Source organism: Yoonia vestfoldensis SKA53 (assembly GCF_000152785.1).
GTDB classification, from domain to species: domain Bacteria; phylum Pseudomonadota; class Alphaproteobacteria; order Rhodobacterales; family Rhodobacteraceae; genus Yoonia; species Yoonia vestfoldensis_A.
Window position 1 is genome coordinate 2,433,488 of sequence record NZ_CH672414.1, and the last position, 21,392, is coordinate 2,454,879.

Genomic DNA, 21,392 nt, shown 5'->3' on the forward strand with positions numbered 1-21,392 from the left:
GCTTTATGCCTTTTTGTTCTTGTAAGGCGCCCAAAGCCGCTTGTTGGTCAGATACAGCAGCACCGACAGCAAGGTCAGGAAAATGACGCCGGTCAGACCGGCCTGTTTGCGTGCCATCATCTTTGGCTCGGCGGTCCACATCAGGAAGGCTGCGACATCCATGGCGACTGCTTCCAGCTCGGTCGAGCTGCCATCTTCGAAAGTGACGTCATCGCCATAAAGCGGGGGTGACATCGCAATCCAGCTTCCGGGAACAAGATGTTCGCCGTGGTCGCCCTTGCAGCTATCTGGGAACCCACCAGCGGCAAAGGCGATGTTGTAATAGCCATCCATCGGCTCGCCTTCCAGCGCGCATTCTGGCTCATCAACATAGCCGGTCATCAAAGAAGCGATGTATTCCGCGCCCCCCATACCCTGGAACAGCTGTGCCATGCCCGTCCCGTATGGTCCGGAAAAGCCTGCACGCGCCTTAGCCATCAGCGTCAGGTCTGGCGCGTTGGACAGGTTTGACATCGGAAATTTGTCGGCTGGCGTGGCGGGGCGGAAATCGCCTTCGCCGTCAAACAGGGACTGATCGAAGATTTCGTAGAATTCGGCATAGGCGAAAACCTGATCTTCCGGCAGGTGAGGCCCACCTTCGTCACCAAGGTTGCGGAAAGACAGGTATTTCAGGCCGTGGCAGGCGGCGCAGATTTCGGTGTAAACCTGCAGACCGCGCTGCAATTGCATCTGGTCGAACTGGCCGAACGGCCCTTCGAACGGGAAGGCGAAGTCGGTCACTTTGATTTCTGCGCCCGCAGCGGATGCTTGCCCTGATGTCAGGGCAAGCGCTGCTGCTGCGGCGAGTGTGGCGTTACGGAGCATATTCATTGGTCTTCCTCACTCGGCCGGATTGACGACAGGTGCGCTGTCGCTTTTCGGCGCGTAATGCGCGTTGTAGTCATCCTCAATCGTAGCTGGCGGTGTCAGCGGCTTTTCGATGACGCCAAGCAGTGGCAGGATCACGAGGAAATAGGCGAACCAATAGGTCGACGCGACCAAAGAGATCATGTCGTAAGGCGATTCCGCTGGGCGGGCGCCAACCCACATCAGAACGAAGAAATCGACCACCAGCAGCCAGAACCACCACTTGAACATTGGCCGGTACCGGCCAGACCGCACGCTGGATGTGTCCAGCCATGGTGCCAGCGCCATCACCGCGATTGCGCCGAACATCGCCAGAACCCCAAAGAATTTGGCGTCGATGATGCCAAAGCTCAGGAACTGGACGATCTGTACGACCCAGACGTCTGCGGTAAAGGCCCGCAGGATCGCGTAGAACGGCAGGAAATACCATTCAGGCACGATATGCGCGGGTGTCGCCAGCGCGTTCGCAGGGATGTAGTTGTCGGGGTGGCCCAGATAGTTTGGCATGAACCCGACGATGGCCACGAACACGGCCAGGATGATCGCCAATGCGAACAGATCCTTGATCACGAAATAAGGCCAGAATGGCAGCGTGTCCTTTGCAGCATCTTCTTTGGATGTGCGGCGGACTTCGACGCCGGTCGGGTTGTTGTTCCCCGTGGTGTGGAACGCCCAGATATGCACGATCGTCAGGCCCAGCAGGATAAAGGGCATCAGGTAATGCAGCGAAAAGAAGCGGTTCAGCGCAGGCTGGCCCACAGCGGACGCGCCCAGAAGCCAAGTCTGCACGCCTTCACCGATGAACGGAATAGCGCCGAACAGGCCGGTGATAACGGCAGTGCCGTGGAACGACATTTGGCCCCATGGCAGCACATAGCCCATGAACGCAGTGCCCATCATCAGCAGATACATCAACATGCCGATGATCCATGTCACTTCGCGCGGGGCTTTGTATGACCCGTAATACAGCGACCGGAAGATGTGGGCGTAAACAGCAACAAAGAACAAGGATGCGCCGTTCTGGTGGAAATAGCGGATCATATGCCCGCCGTTCACGTCACGCATGATATGTTCGACCGATGCAAAGGCCATGTCGACATGCGGAACATAATGCATCACCAGCACGATCCCGGTGATGATTTGCAGCACCAGCGTGAACACCAGCACGATTCCCCATATCCACATCCAGTTCAGGTTGCGGGGGGTCGGCAGCATCAGCGTGTCATAAAGAAGCCCGACAATTGGGAGCCGGGAATAAAGCCACTTTTCGCCGTTGGACTTTGGTTCGTAATGGTCGTGGGGGATACCAGCCATGGATCGCTCTCCTTAACCGAGTTGAATGGTTGTGTCGTCCACGAAGGACGCGACGGGAATATCGAGGTTGCGTGGCGCAGGTCCGCGGCGGATGCGTCCTGCTGTGTCGTAATGCGACCCGTGACATGGGCAGAACCAACCACCGAAATCACCTTGTTCACCCAGCGGCACACAACCGAGGTGGGTGCAGACACCCATCTGGACCAGCCAGACGCCATCTTCGGACAGAGCACGGTTCGCGTCGCTTGCATCCGCTGCCGGATCAAGGTTGGCGTTCTGTGACAGACCATCAGGCAGCGTCGAAAGATCCACGGCATTCGCTTCGGCGATCTCTTCTTCGGTACGCGCGCGAATGAAGACGGGTTTGCCTTGCCAAAGAACCGTCAACTGCGTGCCGGGGTCTACGGCGCTGATATCCACACGGATCGACGCCAGCGCGAGCACGTCCGCAGAGGGGTTCATCTGATTAACTAGCGGCCAGACCGCGGCACCCGTCACGACAACGCCGGCACCGGCGGTGGCATAATAAAGGAAGTCGCGGCGTGTTCCCTGATGTTCTTCAACTTGTGACACTGGGTGCATCTCCGGTTCGTTGGCGGGCAGTCTGCCCATAAATAAAATAGGCCGATGTCGCCATCAGTCCAATTTGCCGCTGTTTAGCCCCGTTCACCACAGGCGTCCAGCGGACATTCGGGCGCAGGGGCAGCCGCGACTAAGCGACTGTGCAAGCAGCGACACAGATGTTCCTGCAGGCAAGCGCGTGGGACAGATAAGTTGAATAACCAACCAGTCTGTAATCAATGCGCATTTTTCCTGCCGATATGCTGAATTTGTGGCCAAGTAGGCACATAATAACAAGATAGACTATATCACTTAATGTTTTATTGCGCGTCTTTCTGGCAGTCTTTAGGGGTACACTCCGACCGACACGCTGGAGATTCGATAATGTTGCGCACCTTTGCACTTTGCTGCGGCCTTCTGGCTTTGCCGACCTTGGCGTCTGCCGAGGTTGAGCTGAGCTTTTATGGCGGCGCGCAATCGGCGCCTGCGTCCGACGTGGTGATTCGCGATGACAGCGTAATACCGGATTCGAATTTCTCGCAAAGCTGGGAAGGCCGGTCCGCCAGCGCGCCAATCTATTATGGTATCCGCGTGACCCGGTGGCAGTCCCCGGTGTTCGGTTTTGGTCTCGATTTAGCCCATAACAAGATCTATCCCAAAGATGATGTATTGCCGACAGGGTTCAGCGTACTGGAATTCACCGACGGTTTGAATACGCTCACAGTCAACGCCTATCGTCGCTGGCCCAACATGCTGGGCGATGTCACGCCTTACGTTGGTGGTGGGCTTGGTCTGGCGATCCCGCATGTCGAGGTGACGCACGGCGCCTCTGAAACCTTTGGCTACCAGCTTACTGGTCCTGCGGCGACGTGGATTGCGGGTGCAAGATATCCGATCAGCGACCAATGGTCCGTCTTCGGAGAATATAAGGGCACATTCACGTCCAACGTGGGTGAGCTCGATACTGGTGGCAAAATAGAAACTGATGTGTTCACCAATGCGGTGAACCTTGGCGTCAGCTTCAATTTCTAAATATCAGACGGCTGTGGCGGCCATGCTGGCGCGCGTGGTAAAATCCGCGTGCCATTTCGCCAACGCGTCATTGCCCTGCCGCCAGCCACGCGCATCGTGGCGCAGGTCCACATAAGATAGCGCGCAAGCGATCCCGATATGGCCGATGTCCAGCGGGCCTTGCAGATGGCTCATCCAGCGGGTGTTGACATCGGCGATAGTGCGGCTGGCCTTGCTCCATTGCGCTTCGACCCAGTCGGATGATTGCTGTGCCTCGGGACGCAGCCGTACTTCGTAGGTCATCAGAACGGCGGCTTCCATGATGGCATCCGCCGTTGCCTCGAGCGTCAGCACCTCCCAGATCCGCGCCTGCGGATACAGCGATCCAGCTGCAAGGTCATTCAGGAACCGTGTGATCACGCGGCTGTCATAGATGGCAGGGCCGGTGTCGCGCATCAGCGCTGGGATCTTGCCGGTCGGGTTCGCCGCAACGACCGCCGGGTCTGAGGCAAGCGGTGTTGTCGTCACGCTCATTTCTTCTACCTGGTCAACCAGATCAAGCTCGCGCAACGCAACACGGACCTTGCGCACGAAGGGAGAGGCGGGGGACATCAGTAGTTTCATTGCGGTACCTATTTGACAATCACCCAAACAAGACCTGATCCTGCCCGCTTTGCCAAGGTGGATATTTCCGCATCACGCCAGCAAAGCGCACGGAGCTTTTGAAATCTGCGAGCCAGCGCGCCAGATCCGGCATGCCTTGGGTGGCAAACCACGCGAAGTCGATATGCGCGAACTGGCGCACGAAGGGCAGGATCGCCATATCGGCCATGCGCGCTTGCGGTCCGAACAGGTATTCCGACCCACGCAACCGCGCGTCCAGATCGTGCAGAAAATCCAGCGCCTTGCCACGTTCTGTTTGCATGTCCAGATCGGGATAGCGCACGGCATATTTGGTGTGATCAAGGGCTGTCTTGAACGGCCCATCACAATAAGCGATCAGGTCATGCCCGTCCTGTGGCATGGCAAGCCAGTCTTCTGGGTCGTGCTGGCCTAGCGCCCACAGCATGATGTCGCGGCTTTGCGCGATCACGCGGTTGCCGGTGTCGATGACCGGCACGGTGCCTTTGGGGGATGTCTCCAGAAACGCCGCCGGTTTGTCGCGCAGCAGGATTTCACGCAGCTCGACCTGCACGCCGCTGGCATGGATCGCCAGCCTTGCGCGCATGGCGAAAGGACAGCGGCGGAATGTCCAGAGGATGGGGCGGGATTGCAAAGATTCTATGCCTCAGACGTGATTCAACGATGTCAAATGGTCAGGCGATTGTCGGCAGAACCGGTGATTGTCGCCGTGACGATCCGGCTTTCGGGTTGGTCGGTGGTAAAGGTCACTTCGGTGAATTGTTCGGTCCGGCCCATGCGCGGACTTTCCATCAGGATGTGATGGGTGCGCCCGATCTGGGCAGCCAGATGGCTGCTGACCTGCGCATCGCCTGCGGCCCGCAGGCGGGCGGCGCGGTCCTTGATCGCGGCACCATTCACGGCGGGCATGCGCGCGGCGGGCGTGCCGGGGCGCGCGGAATAGGGAAAGACATGCAGCCATGTCAGGTCGCATTCCCGCACAAGCGCCAGCGAACTGGCGAACATGTCTTCGGTTTCGGTTGGAAAGCCTGCAATGATGTCGGCGCCGAACGTCATGTCAGGGCGCAGGCGGCGCGCGGTTTCACAGAACCGGATCGCATCATCGCGCAGATGGCGTCGTTTCATCCGTTTCAGGATCAGATCGTCACCATGTTGCAGCGACAGGTGCAGATGCGGCATCAGGCGTGGCTCGGTCGCAATGGCGGCCAGCAGGTTGTCGTCTACCTCGATCGAATCAATGGAACTGATCCGCAGGCGTGGCAGGTCTGGCACCAGCTTCAGGATGCGCATCACCAGATCGCCCAGTTTCGGGGCAGAGGGCAGGTCTGCGCCCCAGCTGGTTAGGTCGACACCGGTCAGCACAACCTCGGCATAGCCGCGATCCACCAGCCGTTTGATCTGGTCCACTACCACGCCAGCGGGGACAGAGCGCGAATTGCCCCGCCCGAAGGGGATAATGCAGAACGTGCAGCGATGGTCGCAGCCGTTTTGCACCTGCACATAGGCGCGGCTGCGGGTGCCGAAACCGTCGATCAGATGGCCCGCCGTTTCGGTCACTGACATGATGTCATCGACCTGCACGGGCTCGGTCTGGCCGATCAGGTCGGGCGTCAGGCGCGCCCATGTGGCGGGGTCCATCTTTTCGGTATTGCCGATCACCAGATCGACCTCGGCCATTTTTGCGAAAGTGTCCGGTTCGGTCTGGGCGGCGCAGCCTGTCACGATGATGCGCGCACCCGGATGGTCGCGGCGCAGCTTGCGGATATCCTGCCGCGCCTTGCGCACAGCCTCGGCCGTGACGGCGCAGGTGTTTACGATCACCGCGTCTTGCACGCCAGCCTGTGCTGCAAGCTCTTTCATGGCTTCGGTTTCATAGGCGTTCAGACGGCAGCCGTGATTCGAAAAGATCGGTGCCTTGGTCATCACAGCCGCCATTGCCCGTCAAAGACATAGGCCGTGGCCCCAGTCATCCATATCCCGTCATCGCGCCAGTCGATGGCAAGATCGCCACCGTCGAGCGTGATTGTCACTTTGCGCCCGGTCAGTCCGCGCCGTGCGGCCGCCACCGCCGTGGCACAAGAGGACGAACCAGAGGCCAGCGTGACCCCGACACCCCGTTCCCAGACACGCATCCGCAGATGGTCGGGTCCGATCAGGCTGGCGAACTGGACATTGGTTCGTTGCGGGAACAGCGGGTGATGTTCGATCAGCGCGCCGCGCATGGCCAGATCAACCGCCTCGGCATCATCGACGAAAAACGTACAATGCGGGTTGCCCATGCCGGTGGCTGTGGGTGATCCGTCGATGGGCAGCTGCAGCGTATCTATTTGTTCTGCCAAGGGAATTTCATGCCAATCAAGCTGCGGCTGGCCCATGTTGACCGATGTCAGGCCGCCACCCGTATCGACTGCCTGCAATGTCCCGCGGTCTGTCGTGATTGTCAGGTTGCGCTGTCCTGTCTGGTCCATCACCAGCCGCGCGATACAGCGTGTCGCATTGCCACAGGTAGCGGCGGTCGATCCGTCACTGTTCCAGAATGTCAGATGCAGGTCCGCATCGGGCGTGTCAGAGATCACCGCCAGCTGGTCAAACCCGACGCCGCGGTGTCTGTCGGCAATCGCCTGCACAAGCGCTGCCGTGACGCGCGGCGTTGTCCCGCGTTCGTCCACGACGACAAAGTCGTTGCCAAGCCCGTGCATCTTGCGAAAGGGCAGAAAGGTCTGATCGGTTTGTGCCATCGTCACGATATAAACAAAGCCCTGACACATATCCAGCCATGAAGGCATTTGGGGGTTGACCGCGATGCAGCAGCTTTCTAAGTAGCGCCCTGTGTGGGCCGGTAGCTCAGTTGGTAGAGCAACTGACTTTTAATCAGTAGGTCTCGGGTTCGGATCCCGACCGGCTCACCAAAATAAAAAGGCCCAGGCATTGCTGCCTGGGCCTTTTGTTTGGTTGTCTTGCAAACTTTTGACGTCTTTCGTTTATCTTCCGATTTTGCGACTTGGTTGTCAAACAAGTAAGCAGCAGAGTTTTGACGGTGTTGGATAATTTCAAGGGAACCCATTATCCCAAAAGCGTGATCCTGTACGCAGTGTTTTTCTACGTGCGGTATGGCGTTTCCTATCGTGACCTGGAAGAGATCATGGAGGAGCTTGGATTCAAGGCTTTCCATTCCGCCGCCGCAACATTGGCTGGGATCGAGACAGCACATATGATCCGTAAGGGGCAATTCGACATCAACGGGCCCAACACATTCCAGCAGTTCGCGGCGCTCGCAGCATAAATGTGTCCACAGAACGCTGGCCCGCAATTGTTAAAAACTTTGCGACAGAACCTTTTGTTTTTGTCGTGCCGCTCTTGTGCCGGTCGAGATCCACAGCGAGATGATGATCTAGACGACAGATGGCCTGCGCGGTGGGCCGGTCAGCCTTGGCGATAGGTTGGCAGGATATCCCCCTGTGCCGCCGTCGCCTCATGGACAGCGCGCGCGATGGCGCGGCTGAGGCAGATCGCACCAGCCGCCGCGATGCTGCGAAAGGCGGTTGCATCGACCAACCCATCGCCGCCGGTGGCGACCCCGAACACAAGATCACCATCCAGCGGCGTATGCGCCGGTACAATCGCACGCGCCATGCCGTCATGCGCGGTCACGGCCAGCCGGTGGCATTGCACCTTGCTGAGGGGCGCATCAGTGGCGACGATGGCAATGGTTGTATTTGACCCGCCCGTGGCCTGCATCTGCATCGCCTGTTCTTTCAGGCTGGGCTCAGGGCTGACCAGCCCGCCGCGCGGGTCAGGGCCAGCGCCGCCGAATTCGCCGCCAATCTCGAAGGGTGCCGCCCAGAAATGCCGCCCGCCCGGTGTGGTCACGCTGCCCAGCGCATTGACGACGACCAGCGCGCCGACCGTCGTGCCATCGGGCAGCACCAAGGACGCCGACCCAAGCCCGCCTTTTTGCATCGCCGCCAGCGCGCCTGTGCCAGCGCCTGCCGTGCCAAGCGCGAAATCGGTGCTTGCCGCTTCCAGCGCTGCTCGGCCCAGTGCGCGATAGGGGTTTTCATCCCAATCCTTGGCTCCGCCGTTGATCAGATCGAAAATGATCGCGCCCGGTACGATGGGTATCCGCATCGGCCCAATGGCAAAGCCGCGCCCCATCGCGCGCAGCCCGTCCATGACGCCGGAACAGGCATCAAGGCCGAAAGCTGACCCACCCGACAACACCAGCGCGTCGATCTGTTGGACGGTCTTGTCAGGTGCAAGCAGGTCGGTTTCCTTGGTTCCTGGTGCGCCGCCCATCACATGCACGCTGGCGGTGAATGGCGCATCTGCAACCAAAACTGTCGTGCCTGTCTTGATGTGATTGTCTTGCGCATTGCCCACGCGCAGCCCCGCCACATCGGTGATCAGGTTTCTTGGTCCGGGTCTATATGCACCGCCCACCGTCCACCTCCATCGCGATACCTGTGATCATGCTGGCTTCGTCCGAGCACAAAAAACAAGCGGCATTGCCCATATCCTCGGGGGTAGAAAAGCGGCCCAAGGGGATCGTTGCCAGAAACTTGGCGCGGATTTCCGGCGTATCCTCGCCCATGAAGGATTTCAGCAGCGGCGTTTCCCCCGCCACCGGATTGATCGCATTCGCTCGGATGCCAAAGGGCGCAAGTTCCACCGCCATCGTTTTCGTCGCCGTAATCATCCAACCTTTGGAGGCGTTATACCAGTTCAGCCGTGGACGCGGCGACACGCCAGCGGTGGATGCCACGTTCAGGATTGCCCCCGTCCCTCGTTCCTTGAAATGCGGGACAAAGGCACGGGCGGTCAGATAGACCGATTTCATGTTCACGCGGAACACGCGGTCAAAATCATCCTCTGTCACATCCTCCATCGCCTGCGGCAGATGCGTGATGCCGGCGTTGTTGACCAGAATGTCCAGTGGTCCGGCGGACAGCACGATTTGCGCCATTTCAGACACTGACCCCGCATTCCCCACATCGCAAGTGATCGCTGTGCCGCCCAGTTCCGCCGCGATCTGTTCTGCCGCCGCACCGTTGATATCGGCGCACCAGACCCGTGCGCCTTCGGCTGCGAATTTGCGCGCGATGCCAGCGCCGAACCCTGATCCGGCCCCTGTCACCAAAGCTGTCTTGCCTGCCAGTCTCATCCCGTCACCCATGCCATGCGGCCACTGTTTTCAGGGTTGAAAAGCCATAGAGCGCTTCGAACCCCTTTTCGCGGCCATGCCCCGATTTACCGACGCCGCCAAAGGGCAGTTCTACCCCGCCGCCCGCGCCGTAATTGTTGATAAACACCTGCCCTGCATGCAGCGCCTTTGCCAGCCGCATCTGGCGGCCACCATCGCGGGTCCAGATTGATGCGACCAGCCCGAAGGCAGTACCATTGGCGATGGCTAACGCCTCGGCCTCGTCGTCAAACGGGATCAGCACCTGCACGGGGCCGAATATTTCATCCTGCGCCAGCACATGATCGCGCGGCACGTCGGCGAATAGCACGGGGGCTATGTAATGGCCCGCCGCATCCGTCACGATCTGGCCCCGCGCCGCGATGGTCAGATCTTCCCCCTGCGCGATGAACCCCGTCACGATGTCTTTTTGTCGGGCAGATATCAGCGGGCCAAGGTTCAGGTCATCCAGCGCAGGCCCAACCTTGAGCGCAAGATAAGCCGCAACCATGCGGTCGCGGACCTGATCGTAAACCCCGCGCTGCACCAAAATCCTGCTTGATGCCGAACAGGTCTGGCCCGCGTTCTGGATGCCGGCATTCACCAGAAACGGCAGCGCACGGTCCAGATCTGCATCGTCGAACACGATCTGGGGCGATTTACCGCCCAGCTCCAGCGTGACGGGGATCACGTTTTTCGCTGCGGCCGTCTGTATCGCTGCACCCGTGCGGACCGACCCGGTAAAAGACATGTGCTGCACGCTGGGATGGCTGGCCAATGCCGCCCCCGCCTCTGCCCCCAGCCCTGTCACAACGTTCAGCGCGCCCGCTGGCAGGCCCGCCGCTTGTGCGATGGCGGCGAATGCCAGTGCGCTCAGGCAGGCATCCTCGGCGGGTTTCAGCACGCAGGCATTGCCCATCGCAAGTGCTGCCCCAACAGACCGCCCGATGATCTGCATCGGATAGTTCCAAGGAATGATATGGCCAGTCACGCCATGCGGCTCACGCAGGGTATAGACGGTGTAGCCGTCCAGATAGGGAATCGTTTCGCCCATGATCTTGTCGGCGGCACCGCCATAGAACTCCATATAGCGAGCCAAAGCCACAGCATCGGCGCGCGCCTGTGTCAGCGGTTTTCCGACATCGCGCGCTTCGAGTTCCGCCAGTGCATCGGTCTGCGCCAGCACGGCTTGCCCGATGCGGGTCAGGATACGACCACGCTCAGTCGCTGTCATCCTTCCCCAGTCTCCGGCGCGGGCGGCATGGGCGGCAGCGACAGCCGCGTCGATATCTGCCGCCGTGCCGCGTGCGATTTGCGTCAGGTTCTGACCTGTCGATGGGTCTGTAATCTGGATCGTGGCTGCGCCACGAATCCAGGACCCACCGATCAGGTGGCTGGCAGGCGGGATATCAAAGGGCGTCAGCGGCATGGGCAAGCTCCGGCAATTGGGGGGCGGCGGCGATGAGGGATTGGGTATAGGGATGTTGTGGATCGGCAAAAACAGTCTCTGTTAAACCCGATTCAACGATTTTTCCGGCCTGCATCACCAGCACGCGGTCAGTGATGCTGCGCACGACGCTCAGGTCATGGCTGATGAACAGATAGGCCAGCGGGCGCTTGCGGCAGATGTCTGCGATCAGATCCAGGACTTGGGCGCGTACTGATACATCGAGCGCTGACACCGCCTCGTCAAAGATAATGAGATCAGGTTCCACGATCAATGCGCGCGCAATGGCAAGGCGCTGGCGCTGCCCGCCGGAAAACTCATGAATGTACCTGTCCGCGGCATCAGTTGGCAGCCCCACATCGGTCAGCGCTTTCGCGATGGCCTTATCGCGCGCTGCCCCTTTGGGCGGGCTTTGCAGCAGATGGAACGGTTCGGTGATCAACCGGTCCACGCGATGACGCGGATTGAAACTGCCGTAGGGGTCCTGAAACACCACCTGCATCTTGCGCCGCAAGGCAAGATCGCCTTGCAATACTGGCGCACCGTCAAGCGTGATCTGCCCACCTTGAACGGGCTCTAACCCCAAAATCGCCCGTGTCAGTGTCGATTTTCCGCAACCGCTTTCGCCGACAAGCCCCACACGTTCAGCGCGGTTTACGGTCAGCGACACGTTGTCGAGCGCGCGGAAGGTCGGGCGCGGCCCCAACAGGGACACCCGCTTGGTCGGGTAATCGCGCACCACATTGCGTACCGCCAGCAAGGGCGCGTCTTGCTGCACCGCAGGCAGGTCAACCGCATGCGTCGAAGCGGCGAACAATGCGCGCGTATAGGGGTGGCGCATAACGCGCAGCAGGTCGCTGGTCGGGCCTTGCTCTACGATGCGGCCATGCTGCATCACGGCGATCCGGTCGGCGACATCGGCCACCACAGCCAAATCATGGGTGATCAGCAGCAGGCCCATGCCGAATTCATCCACCAGCCCTTGCAGCAGGTCCAGGATGCGCGCTTGCGTCGTGACATCCAGCGCGGTGGTCGGTTCATCTGCGATCAACAGCTTTGGGCGCATCGCAATCGCCATCGCGATCACGACACGCTGCCGCTGTCCGCCGGACAATTCATGCGGATAGCGTGTGGGCGCCACCTTCAGCCCGACACGGTCGAGCATGGTGGCGGCGCGGGCGTGGGCCTCGGCCTTGGTTACATGTTCATGGACCCGGATCGTTTCGGCCACCTGCGCCCCAATCGTCTGTACGGGGTTCAGCGCCGTCATCGGTTCCTGAAACACCATGCCCATCGCATTGCCGCGCATCTGGCACAGGTCGGGTTCGGGGGTTTGCACGATATCGGTGCCATCCAGCAGGATTTGTCCCTGCAGCTCTGCCCCCTGCGGCAACAGCCCCATAATCGCCAGCGCGGTCATCGACTTGCCCGACCCGCTTTCGCCGGTGATCGCGGTGATCTGGCCCTGTGCCATGTCCAAGTCGATGCCCTGCAGCACAGGCGTGCCGCCAATCTGCAGCGACAGGGTCTTGAGTGACAAAAGGCTCATGTCCGTACCACGCGGATGCGCGGATCAAGCCAGTCGCGCAGCCCGTCACCGAGCAGGTTCAGCCCCAGCACCGTCAACAGGATTGCAAAACCGGGGATCAGGGCCACATGCGGCGCGATACTGACCAAGGTCTGCGCATCGGCCAGCATCCGCCCCCAACTGGCCGTGGGTGGCTGCGCGCCAAGGCCGATATAGGAAAGCGCCGCCTCGGCCAATATCCCAAGGCTGAACTGGATCGTCCCCTGCACGACCATCAGGTTGGCGATATTCGGCAGGATATGTTCCGCTGATATGCGTGCTGCCCCCTTGCCGCTGACGCGGGCGGCAAGGATGAAATCACGCTCCCACAGCGGCAGCGCCGCGCTGCGGGTCAGGCGCGCGAAAACGGGGATGTTGAAAATACCGATGGCGATGATTGCATTGCCTGCAGAGGGGCCGAACACGGCGGTAATCAGGATCGCGATCACCAGCGACGGAAAGGCAAACACCAGATCATTGCCGCGCATGATCACATCATCCAAAAGCGACCCCCGCCGCGCCGCCGCCCACAGCCCCAGCGGCACACCAAGGCCCATCCCGATACCCACCGCGACCAGCGCGACAGCAATCGACGTGCGCGCACCCATCATCACCATCGACAGGATATCGCGGCCAAAATGGTCGGTGCCCAGCAGATGCACGCCACCGGGGGTCAGCAGGCGGTTGGGGATGTCCAGCACCTCGATATCGTAAGGCGTCCAAAGAAACGACAGCGCCGCCAGCCCGGTGAAAAAAGCGGTCAGGCCCGCCCCGATGATCAGGTTGCGCGACATCAGGCGCGCGCCCGCAGGCGGGGATCGACGGCGGCATAGGTCAGATCGACGATGAAATTCACCATGATGACGGTGAACACCAGCAGCATCACCACGCTTTCCACGACGATCAGATCACGTGCGCTGATCGCCTGAAAGATCAGCCGCCCCAACCCTGGAAGAAAGAACACCTGTTCGATGATAATGGCCCCCGCGAGCAGGAACGAAAACTGCAACCCGATGATCGTCAGCACCGGGATCAGCGCATTGCGCAGCGCGTGCCGCCACAGCGCCTGCCGACGGGTCAGCCCCTTGGCCCGTGCCGTGCGCATGAAATCCTCGCCCAACATATCCAAAAGCGACGACCGCATAACCCGCGCAAGGATCGCCGCCTGCGGCAGGGCCAGCGCGATGGCCGGCAGGGTCAGCGCCTTGATCGCGGCGAACGGATCGGCCCAGCCCGGAAAGCCGCCTGCCGAAAACCAGCGCAGGTTGATGGCAAAGATCAGCACAAGGATCATGGCGAACCAGAAATTCGGAATCGCCACACCCAGTTGCGTCGCCCCCATGATCGCGGTGTCGCCTGCGCCACCCCTGCGGCTGGCGGCATAGATCCCTGCCGGAAAGGCCACCAGCGTGGACAGGGCTAGCGCATAGATGGCCAGCGGCAGCGACACCCAGATCCGGTCCGCAACCAGTGTCGCGACGGGCGTTTTATAGGTCCATGACATTCCAAAATCACCCTGCACCATGCCACCGACCCACGCGGCGTAGCGGGTGACCATCGGCTCATCCAGCCCCATTTCTGCGCGCAAGGCCGCGATCGTGTCAGGCCGCGCGTTCACCCCCAGCATAAAGGCCGCGGGATCGCCGGGGATCACCTCGACCACCGCGAAGATCACGATGGAGGCGACAATCAGGCTGGCTGTCAGCGACGCAAGCCGCCCGAGGGCAAAGCGAATCATGTCCGCTCAATTGCCCCAGGACACGCCCGTCAGATCGACCGCAGCGGTCGGCTGGTTGACCCAAAGCCCTGTGATCTCGGCCCTCGCGACGGTCGCAACACCCAGCTGGAACAGATAGGCGTTGACGTAATCCTCGGAAATGATCGTCTGCGCCTGCGCCAGCAAGGCTGACCGCCCCGCAGGGTCTGTCGTCGCGTTCAATTCGTCCAGCACGGCGCGGAAATCGGCGTTATCGTATTGGAAATAGTAGCCGGGGTTGGCGTAGATGTTGATGTCCATCGGTTCGGTATGGCTGACGATGCTCAGGCCGAAATCCTTGTTGGTGAAGACTTCTTCGATCCATTGCGCCCATTCAAGATTGGCAATCTCGGTTTCGATCCCGACCGCGCGAAGCTGGCTGGCGATGATTTCACCGCCACGACGGGCATAGGACGGCGGCGGCAGTTTCAGCGTCGTGGTGAAACCGTCGGCCAAACCAGCCTCGGCCAGCAGGCTGCGCGACAATTCGGGGTCGAATTGCGAATTGGCCAGCAGGTCGACGTAATCGGGGTTATGCGGTGCGAAATGCGTGCCGATGGGCGTGCCTTGCCCGAACATCGCGCCGTCGATGATCGCCTGACGGTCAATGGCATGGGTGACAGCGCGGCGCACCAGCGGGTTGTCGAAAGGTTCGCGCTGGTTGTTCATGGCAAGGATGGTTTCGCCTTCGGTATTGCCGTTCAGCACCTGAAAGCGCGGGTCAGCCGCGAATTGCGGCAGGTTTTCAGGGGCAGGGAAGCCCACGAAGACATCCACATCCTCGGCCATCATCGCAGCAAAGGCAGCGGTCGGGTCCGAAATAAAGCGGAAGGTCGCGGTTTCCAGCGCGGGGGCGGCCCCCCAATAGCTGTCGTTGCGCGCCAGTTCCAGCCTGTCACCCTGCACCCAATTGGCAAAGGCGAAAGGCCCGGTGCCGATAGGGTTGGTTGCAATCGTGTCGATGCTTTCAGGCGCTACGATCACCGCATCACCCCAGGCCATGTTGAACAGGAACATGCCGTTGGGCTTTGACAGCGTGACCTGCAGTTTCAGCGGGTCGATCACAGTGACATCCGCGATATCCGCGAACAGCGCCTTTTGCGCATTGGTGCTATCCTCGGCCCGCGCGCGGTCAAGGCTGAATTTCACATCCTCGGCGTCCATCGTCGTGCCGTCGTGAAAAGTCACGCCAGCGGCAAGGTTGAACGTATAGGTCAGCCCGTCCTCGGAAATGTCCCAGCTTTGCGCCAGACCGCGAATGATCGCGCCATCAGCATCGAAACGGGTCAACCCCTCGAACACATTGGCATAAAGGACGCTGTCAATCGCCTGCGCCGCCCCGCTGGTCGGGTCAAGGTTTGGCGGCTCCAGCTGGATTGCGACAGTGATGCTGTCCTGCGCCAGCGCACCAGAGGCGCAAAGCACGATGGCGGTGGATGCGGCAAGGCGTTTGAAATGATGCATGATGGCCCTCTGTTTGTTGATGATAGTGTTCACTGAACCGGGGTGGCAATTCAAGCCCCGGTGGTCGAGGTTCATCTCGACATTCCCCCCAAGATCACAGCCAGCCCGCCTGCCATGACCTGCGCACTGTCGATCATGTCGTCCACGCCGATATATTCATCCGGCTTATGCGCCAGTTCGAGCAGACCCGGACCGTAAGCGATGCAATTCTTCAGCTTGCCGATCCTGTCGATATGTTTCTGGTCATAGGTGCCAGGGCTGGCCACGAATTGGGCGGGCCTGCCCAGCACTTTTTCAATCTCATCCGCGATTACCTGCACGACGGGCGCTTCGCGGTCAGTCATGCTTGGCAGGACCATATTAATCTCGCGCAGGTCATAGCGGAATTTGTCGCGCTGCGTTTTGAGGTCTTCAAGAAGGGCTGTCACCTCGCCGCGCACATCGTCGATGTTTTCCTCGGCCAGAAAGCGGCGGTCGATCACGATGCGGCAGCTGTCCGGCACGCAATGGGCGGGCAGGCTGGTGTCACCCATGGCGAATTCAGGCTGGCCGCCGTGGATGGAATTGATGTTCATCGTGGACGACCGCGCGCCATCGGGGACCACTGGCATATCGGTGCGCCGCGCCGCCATGGCGGGGTAAAGCGTGGTCTCGAACGCGGCCAGCACCGCCCCCATGTGCCGCACGGCGCAATCGCCCAGAAACGGCATTGACCCATGGGCGATTTCGCCGTGAGTCTCGATCTCGGCCCACCAGCCGCCGCGATGGCCCAGACAAACGCGGTCCTTGTGCAGGGGTTCGGGGATGATCACATGCTGCACGCGGGCTGGGTCGAAAAACCCCTGTTCGGCCAGATAGGCAACACCGCCATAACCGCCCGATTCTTCGTCTGCGGTGCCGGAAATCTCGATCGCGCCGGCAAAATCGGGGTGGGTCGCGATGAACGCCTCGGCCGCGATGATGGATGCGGCCAGCCCGCCTTTCATGTCGCAGGCGCCACGACCGTAGATTTTGCCGTCGATCAACGCGCCGCCGAAAGGGTCCTGTGTCCAGCCATGCCCGACCTCGACCACGTCGATATGGCTGTTGAAATGCACACATTCACCCAGCCGTGTACCGTCGCGCCGCGCGACGATGTTCCAGCGGGGGTATGCGTTGCTGTCGCCCGGCGTGCCATGCGCGCGGATCAGTTGCGTCGCGAACCCTGACTTGCGCAGTCGTCGGTCCAGATAGTCGCAGATGTCACGGTACAATGCGCCGGGCGGGTTCAGCGTGGGGATGCGGATCAGGTCTTGGGTCAGCGCGATCAGATCCTCGCGCCGGTCAGTGATGGCATCCATCAGGGGAATGTGGTCGGTCATGTGTAAACTATCCGTCAAGCCCTGCGCGCGCGCAAGAGGTCAGATGATCTGCCGTGGGTTGATTTGTTGTTGTAGCATCGCCGCCAGAAACCCTGTGGTGATAATCTGCACACCCAGCGATGCGGCGACCACGGCAAGGGCTGCAGGCCGCACGATGCGGCGCGCGTCCAGATCACCAAAACCTGTCGCCCCCCAGCTGAACACGCCCGACAGGGTCGCGATGACCGCGACCAGCAACAAAACGCCGCCCGCAATACAGGCGTTGTCAACGGACAGGCGGGATTTGAACCGCTCAAACCGATCCGAACTGGGCAAAAGCGCGAAACGCACGGCAAAAATCCGCGACAGCGCGTAAAAGCAGATCATCTGAAAACCCGTCAGGATCAGCGCGGCGGTCAGGATGAGCGTTGCCACATCGAAACTGACGGCCCCGATGGTCACAGGGCCGAACAGTAGCGCAAGAAAACCGGCACCACCCAGCCCGAACAGGATCAGACCCGGGTAATAGAATAGCCAATAGGGCGCGAAGGTCATCAGCAGCTTCAGATGCAGCCAGCCATCGCGCCAGCTGCGCAGATGCGGCGGGCGCGACCGACCATCGGGTTGCAGCGTCGTCGGCACCTCGCGGATGTCCAGACCCGACAAGGTGGCTTTGATCACCATTTCAGACGCGAATTCCATGCCGGGCGTGTTCAGATGCAGGCCAAGGATAGCGTCACGGTTGAACCCGCGCAGCCCGCAATGGAAATCGCCGACCGGTGTGCGGTAAAAGATCCGCCCCAAAGTGGACAGCACCGGGTTGCCAAGATAGCGGTGCAGGGGCGGCATGGCCTTGGGCGCGATCCCGCCGCGAAAACGGTTGCCCATCACCAGATCGGCCCCGTCGCGCAATTGCGCGACGAAAGGATCAAGATTGGCAAAATCATAGCTGTCGTCGCTGTCGCCCATGATCACGAACCGGCCCTTGGCGTCCGCAATGCCCGCGATCAGCGCCGCACCATACCCTTTGACAGGCACAGCGATGACGCGCGCGCCAAGGCGGCGGGCGATGTCCTGACTGCCATCATTTGACCCGTTATCCGCAATCAGGACCTCGCCAGCGATGCCCGCGCGGTCAAGATAGCCTTTGGCCTTGCGAATGCAGGTTTCCAGCGTTTCCGCTTCGTTCAGGCAGGGCATCAGAATGGTCAGCTCGGTCATCAAGGCGCCCCGGTCCTGCGGCATCATCTGGCCGGTCTGCCCGGTCCTCTCCAGCGGTACGACAACCAGTGGCTGTTATGCAACAACCATGACGTGCAAAAATGTTTGCGCTGGCGGGCTATGTTGCCAAATGGTCACCTGTGCTAGCCACCCCGGATCATTGAAGAAAGACAGGACCGATGCGCGACACGCATGCCCTGACCCCTGTTCGGGTCGATCGCTTTGCTGCGACGCTGGTGGCTGCGATCGTTCTGGTCGTGCTGCGCGCCGTGCTGGACGGGCGCGCCATGCATGACAATTTCGCGACCATGGACAATGACGACATCCTGCGGCTGGTGATGGTGCGCGATTTCATCGCGGGGCAGGGCTGGTTCGACATGACGCAATACCGGCTGTTGCCACCCCAAGGCGTGGTAATGCATTGGTCGCGCTATATTGACGCCGGTATCGCCGCGATCATCGTGCCGCTGTCATGGCTGCTGCCGATGGCGATGGCCGAGCAGTTGGCGGTAACGATCTGGCCGACCGCGATCCTTGGTCTGACGGTGCTGGTCATCGGCTATGGCACGCGGCGTGTTTTTGGGGCCTCGCCTGCCTGTTTCGCGCTGGCGATCACGGTCATCTGGCCCACGACGGGGCAATTGCATGCAGGTGCCGGCAATATCGACCACCACAATGTCCAGATGCTGATGATGACAATTGTCGCCTTTGCGCTGATCTGGCCTGCGCGTCCCGTGATGGCGGGCTTGATTGGGGGCGTTGCTGCCGCTTTTTCACTGGCTGTCGGGCTAGAGGCCCTGCCTTTTATCGTTGTCGCAGGCACCGTGGCACTAGGCCGTCATCTGCTGGACATGTCATCTGAAAGCCGGGCCTTTCTGGTAGCATTCTGTCTGGCGCTGGCCGTAGCGGCCCTGCTGTTCTGGCTGGGCCAGACCGCCGCTGACCTGCGCGCCATCGGCCATTGCGACAGGCTGAGCCTGCCTGCCTTGGCGCTGATCGCCATCTGCGTCATCGCAAGCCTGCTGGCGGCTTGGATCACCCGCTTTGGCGCCTTGGCGGGTGTTGGTGGTGCGGTGTTGGTCACTGTCGCGGGCTGCATGCTGATCTGGCCGGTTCTGGCTCCTTGTCTGGACGGACCTTATGGCACTTTGCCCGACGAACTGCAGGTTTTCATCGCAACCCGCATCAACGAGGCTTTGCCTCTGCACCTTTTTATCCGTGACAGCCCTGCGGGTTTTGTCGTTTTCACCTTGCCGATCATCGTGGTTGCGGGCGCTGGCGGGGTCATGCTGTGGCGCGGGGCTGCGCCGCGCATGGCTTTGACGGTGCTTTGGGTGCTGTGTCTGTTGGGGCTGGTAATGCTGTTCTATCAGATGCGCACGGTGGTGATGGCCGCCGCTGTCGTCCCTATGCTGGGCGGTGTGGTGATCGCGCGCGCGCTGGATGTCTATCTGCAAACGCGCGCGCCCAAGGCGGCCGCGATCTGGCTGGCGCTGGCCACGACGATCATCGCGCCCACGCTGATTGCGCAACAGGTCACAGCGCTGACGCCGAACGATGACGCGCCCGGTTCTGCGCTGACAGCGGCCTGTCGGGGGTATGATGCCTTGGTGGGTTTGAACGCCCTGCCGCCAGCGGTTTTTATCACGCCGATGAACCTTGGCCCTGCGCTGCTGTGGGCCACGCATCATGATGTGGTGTCGGCGGGGTATCATGTTGATCCGGTGATCCTGATGAATGCGATCCGGCCCTATCACCTGCCCGAAAATGACATGGCGGCGTTTCTGCGCCAGTCCGGCGCCTCACTGGTCCTGATCTGCAGGGGTGCGACCTATGACAGCGATTTTGCCACAGAGTTGGCAGCCGGTGCGCAGGTGGACTGGCTGCGCCCGGTGCCGGTGCCTGCCGAAGCACTGCTGGTGTTCGAGATTTTGCCGCAATGATGGCCTTTGTGCGATTCTTACTGGTTGGTGCCAGTTTCAGCCTTGGCTATGCGGTGATCACTGCCGGATTGATCAGGTTCGCGGCAGCACCGCCGCTGCCGACCTCTGTCGTTGTTTATCTGTTGTGCATTCCCGCTGCATTCTGGGCGCAACGCGACATCGCATTTCGCGCGAAACGTCAGGCCAAGGGCGCGATCTGGATTTATAGCGCCACGCAGATTTGTAGTCTGGCGGTCGTATCCGCTATCACCACGCGTTTTGTCACGCGGGTGTTTTGGCAGGATATACTGTTGTTTTTGACAACAGCGGGCGTGGCGGCGGTGGCAAGTTTTCTGATCTGCCGCTACATCGTGTTCAGGACGCAGGCACCAGACGGGCGATGAAATGCAGCTGGCGGCCAAAGACCCAGGATGCGGGGGCCGGATACAGCGGGACCGCGCTGTCAAAGACATCGGTGGCAAGCCCCGCCTGCGCAAACCAGCGGTCCCAATCGGCGCGCGACGCATAATTATAGGGCAGCACGACGCCATGCGGCGCGTTGCCGACCCAATCCATCAGTCGCAAGGTGGCGTGGTCGAACGCGTTTTCGCTTAGATGATCCTTGATGATGACAGCACGCCGCGCGACGCGGGCGGCCTGCGAAATCAGCTGTTGCGGGTCATCGGTATGGTGCAGCACATCGACAAAGGTCACGACATCGACGCTGTTGTCGTCGAACGGGATTGTGGTGCCATCGAATAGCGTGACGGGGATATGGGTCTTGTCGCGCAGCATGATGTCGATGCCCTGCACCTGCGTGCCTGCCTGTTCTTCGCCGATCATCCGGGCGATTTGCCCGTCGCCGGTGCCGACATCCAGCATCTGTGCGCCTGCGGGAACCAACGCGCCAATCTGATCCACCAACACCCGCACGCGACGGTTGAAAACCAGTCTTTCGTGGGCCTGACCCAAAGTCTTTTTGAACATCATTCGAATATATCCCACAGGTTGTGTGAACATTGGGTCAGATTCGTGCCGCCGTAAAGATTGCGCCTTGAAACG

At 60.6% G+C, this 21,392-nt stretch carries 20 protein-coding genes, 1 tRNA gene and 1 pseudogene; 5 read left to right on the plus strand and 17 right to left on the minus strand.

Features of this window, described 5'->3' with window-relative positions; genetic code table 11:
• Positions 1-3 precede the first annotated feature (3 nt).
• From SKA53_RS11785 to petA, 3 genes are read right to left on the minus strand one after another with little or no spacing between them, the layout of a single operon-like run.
• The gene (locus SKA53_RS11785; protein WP_007206376.1) at positions 4-870 is read right to left on the minus strand and encodes a cytochrome c1; all 867 of its coding nucleotides are present in this window, start codon (positions 868-870) and stop codon (positions 4-6) included.
• Positions 871-879: 9 nt separating this feature from the next.
• Positions 880-2,220: a cytochrome b gene (locus SKA53_RS11790; protein WP_007206377.1), complete on the minus strand. Its 1,341-nt coding sequence runs from the start codon at positions 2,218-2,220 to the stop codon at positions 880-882.
• Between the two features lie 12 nt (positions 2,221-2,232).
• Positions 2,233-2,793: a ubiquinol-cytochrome c reductase iron-sulfur subunit gene (petA, locus tag SKA53_RS11795; RefSeq protein WP_040483283.1), complete on the minus strand. Its 561-nt coding sequence runs from the start codon at positions 2,791-2,793 to the stop codon at positions 2,233-2,235.
• Between the two features lie 372 nt (positions 2,794-3,165).
• Between petA and SKA53_RS11800 the strand changes: the two genes are divergently transcribed.
• Positions 3,166-3,813, plus strand: coding sequence for an outer membrane protein (locus SKA53_RS11800; protein WP_007206379.1), 648 nt, complete (start codon positions 3,166-3,168; stop codon positions 3,811-3,813).
• Between the two features lie 3 nt (positions 3,814-3,816).
• On the opposite strand, the gene SKA53_RS11805 is transcribed toward SKA53_RS11800, so the two are convergent.
• From SKA53_RS11805 to dapF, 4 genes are read right to left on the minus strand one after another with little or no spacing between them, the layout of a single operon-like run.
• Positions 3,817-4,416: a glutathione S-transferase gene (locus SKA53_RS11805; protein WP_007206380.1), complete on the minus strand. Its 600-nt coding sequence runs from the start codon at positions 4,414-4,416 to the stop codon at positions 3,817-3,819.
• A gap of 19 nt (positions 4,417-4,435) precedes the next feature.
• The gene (locus SKA53_RS11810; RefSeq protein ID WP_081440138.1) at positions 4,436-5,068 is read right to left on the minus strand and encodes a glutathione S-transferase; all 633 of its coding nucleotides are present in this window, start codon (positions 5,066-5,068) and stop codon (positions 4,436-4,438) included.
• A 32-nt stretch (positions 5,069-5,100) separates the two neighbouring features.
• Entirely contained in the window at positions 5,101-6,369 is a 1,269-nt protein-coding gene (mtaB, locus tag SKA53_RS11815; RefSeq protein WP_007206382.1) for a tRNA (N(6)-L-threonylcarbamoyladenosine(37)-C(2))-methylthiotransferase MtaB, read from the minus strand.
• Positions 6,357-7,172: a diaminopimelate epimerase gene (gene dapF, locus SKA53_RS11820; RefSeq protein WP_040483284.1), complete on the minus strand. Its 816-nt coding sequence runs from the start codon at positions 7,170-7,172 to the stop codon at positions 6,357-6,359. The genes mtaB and dapF overlap by 13 nt, the downstream gene beginning before the upstream one ends.
• Positions 7,173-7,267: 95 nt before the next feature.
• Here dapF and SKA53_RS11825 point away from each other — a divergent pair.
• Both SKA53_RS11825 and SKA53_RS15850 read left to right on the plus strand, forming a co-directional pair.
• Positions 7,268-7,343, plus strand: a tRNA-Lys gene (locus SKA53_RS11825).
• A 128-nt stretch (positions 7,344-7,471) separates the two neighbouring features.
• A pseudogene (locus SKA53_RS15850) lies at positions 7,472-7,609 on the plus strand (IS6 family transposase); the annotation flags it as partial.
• A 248-nt stretch (positions 7,610-7,857) separates the two neighbouring features.
• Here SKA53_RS15850 and SKA53_RS11835 read toward each other — a convergent pair.
• The 9 genes from SKA53_RS11835 to SKA53_RS11875 form a co-directional block, all read right to left on the minus strand.
• Positions 7,858-8,874, minus strand: coding sequence for a P1 family peptidase (locus SKA53_RS11835; protein WP_007206385.1), 1,017 nt, complete (start codon positions 8,872-8,874; stop codon positions 7,858-7,860).
• Positions 8,858-9,595 carry an SDR family oxidoreductase gene (locus SKA53_RS11840; protein ID WP_040483285.1) on the minus strand — a complete coding sequence of 246 codons (738 nt, stop codon included), beginning with the start codon at positions 9,593-9,595 and terminating at the stop codon, positions 8,858-8,860. Before SKA53_RS11840 ends, SKA53_RS11835 begins: the two co-directional genes overlap by 17 nt.
• Before the next feature lie 4 nt (positions 9,596-9,599).
• On the minus strand, positions 9,600-11,042 hold the full coding sequence (locus SKA53_RS11845; RefSeq protein WP_007206387.1) for an aldehyde dehydrogenase family protein: 1,443 nt from the start codon (positions 11,040-11,042) through the stop codon (positions 9,600-9,602).
• The gene (locus tag SKA53_RS11850; RefSeq protein WP_007206388.1) at positions 11,023-12,609 is read right to left on the minus strand and encodes an ABC transporter ATP-binding protein; all 1,587 of its coding nucleotides are present in this window, start codon (positions 12,607-12,609) and stop codon (positions 11,023-11,025) included. The genes SKA53_RS11845 and SKA53_RS11850 overlap by 20 nt, the downstream gene beginning before the upstream one ends.
• Positions 12,606-13,421 carry an ABC transporter permease gene (locus SKA53_RS11855; protein ID WP_007206389.1) on the minus strand — a complete coding sequence of 272 codons (816 nt, stop codon included), beginning with the start codon at positions 13,419-13,421 and terminating at the stop codon, positions 12,606-12,608. Before SKA53_RS11855 ends, SKA53_RS11850 begins: the two co-directional genes overlap by 4 nt.
• Positions 13,421-14,365, minus strand: a complete 945-nt coding sequence (locus SKA53_RS11860; RefSeq protein ID WP_007206390.1) for an ABC transporter permease — start codon at positions 14,363-14,365, stop codon at positions 13,421-13,423. Before SKA53_RS11860 ends, SKA53_RS11855 begins: the two co-directional genes overlap by 1 nt.
• A gap of 6 nt (positions 14,366-14,371) precedes the next feature.
• Positions 14,372-15,847, minus strand: coding sequence for an ABC transporter substrate-binding protein (locus tag SKA53_RS11865; protein ID WP_007206391.1), 1,476 nt, complete (start codon positions 15,845-15,847; stop codon positions 14,372-14,374).
• 71 nt (positions 15,848-15,918) lie between these two features.
• Positions 15,919-17,208, minus strand: coding sequence for an acetylornithine deacetylase/succinyl-diaminopimelate desuccinylase family protein (locus SKA53_RS11870; protein ID WP_007206392.1), 1,290 nt, complete (start codon positions 17,206-17,208; stop codon positions 15,919-15,921).
• A gap of 39 nt (positions 17,209-17,247) precedes the next feature.
• Positions 17,248-18,408, minus strand: coding sequence for a glycosyltransferase family 2 protein (locus SKA53_RS11875; RefSeq protein ID WP_050752716.1), 1,161 nt, complete (start codon positions 18,406-18,408; stop codon positions 17,248-17,250).
• Positions 18,409-18,587: 179 nt separating this feature from the next.
• On the opposite strand from SKA53_RS11875, the gene SKA53_RS11880 reads away from it, so the two are divergent.
• Complete coding sequence (locus SKA53_RS11880) at positions 18,588-20,351, plus strand: hypothetical protein (RefSeq protein ID WP_007206394.1); 1,764 nt, start codon at positions 18,588-18,590, stop codon at positions 20,349-20,351.
• Positions 20,348-20,734: a GtrA family protein gene (locus SKA53_RS11885; protein ID WP_007206395.1), complete on the plus strand. Its 387-nt coding sequence runs from the start codon at positions 20,348-20,350 to the stop codon at positions 20,732-20,734. The genes SKA53_RS11880 and SKA53_RS11885 overlap by 4 nt, the downstream gene beginning before the upstream one ends.
• On the opposite strand, the gene SKA53_RS11890 is transcribed toward SKA53_RS11885, so the two are convergent.
• Positions 20,706-21,320 (minus strand): class I SAM-dependent methyltransferase, encoded by a 615-nt coding sequence (locus tag SKA53_RS11890; RefSeq protein WP_040483286.1) that lies wholly within the window; start codon positions 21,318-21,320, stop codon positions 20,706-20,708. The genes SKA53_RS11885 and SKA53_RS11890 overlap by 29 nt on opposite strands.
• Positions 21,321-21,392: the final 72 nt, after the last annotated feature.

Coding starts and splice junctions, on each gene's coding strand:
- SKA53_RS11785 (WP_007206376.1), bottom strand. CDS start 870: ATGAATATGCTCCGTAACGCCACACTCGCCGCAGCAGCAGCGCTTGCC.
- SKA53_RS11790 (WP_007206377.1), bottom strand. CDS start 2,220: ATGGCTGGTATCCCCCACGACCATTACGAACCAAAGTCCAACGGCGAA.
- SKA53_RS11800 (WP_007206379.1), top strand. CDS start 3,166: ATGTTGCGCACCTTTGCACTTTGCTGCGGCCTTCTGGCTTTGCCGACC.
- SKA53_RS11805 (WP_007206380.1), bottom strand. CDS start 4,416: ATGAAACTACTGATGTCCCCCGCCTCTCCCTTCGTGCGCAAGGTCCGT.
- mtaB (WP_007206382.1), bottom strand. CDS start 6,369: ATGGCGGCTGTGATGACCAAGGCACCGATCTTTTCGAATCACGGCTGC.
- dapF (WP_040483284.1), bottom strand. CDS start 7,172: ATGGCACAAACCGATCAGACCTTTCTGCCCTTTCGCAAGATGCACGGG.
- SKA53_RS11840 (WP_040483285.1), bottom strand. CDS start 9,595: ATGAGACTGGCAGGCAAGACAGCTTTGGTGACAGGGGCCGGATCAGGG.
- SKA53_RS11845 (WP_007206387.1), bottom strand. CDS start 11,042: ATGCCGCTGACGCCCTTTGATATCCCGCCTGCCAGCCACCTGATCGGT.
- SKA53_RS11850 (WP_007206388.1), bottom strand. CDS start 12,609: ATGAGCCTTTTGTCACTCAAGACCCTGTCGCTGCAGATTGGCGGCACG.
- SKA53_RS11855 (WP_007206389.1), bottom strand. CDS start 13,421: ATGTCGCGCAACCTGATCATCGGGGCGGGCCTGACCGCTTTTTTCACC.
- SKA53_RS11860 (WP_007206390.1), bottom strand. CDS start 14,365: ATGATTCGCTTTGCCCTCGGGCGGCTTGCGTCGCTGACAGCCAGCCTG.
- SKA53_RS11865 (WP_007206391.1), bottom strand. CDS start 15,847: ATGCATCATTTCAAACGCCTTGCCGCATCCACCGCCATCGTGCTTTGC.
- SKA53_RS11870 (WP_007206392.1), bottom strand. CDS start 17,208: ATGACCGACCACATTCCCCTGATGGATGCCATCACTGACCGGCGCGAG.
- SKA53_RS11875 (WP_050752716.1), bottom strand. CDS start 18,408: ATGACCGAGCTGACCATTCTGATGCCCTGCCTGAACGAAGCGGAAACG.
- SKA53_RS11880 (WP_007206394.1), top strand. CDS start 18,588: ATGCGCGACACGCATGCCCTGACCCCTGTTCGGGTCGATCGCTTTGCT.
- SKA53_RS11885 (WP_007206395.1), top strand. CDS start 20,348: ATGATGGCCTTTGTGCGATTCTTACTGGTTGGTGCCAGTTTCAGCCTT.
- SKA53_RS11890 (WP_040483286.1), bottom strand. CDS start 21,320: ATGATGTTCAAAAAGACTTTGGGTCAGGCCCACGAAAGACTGGTTTTC.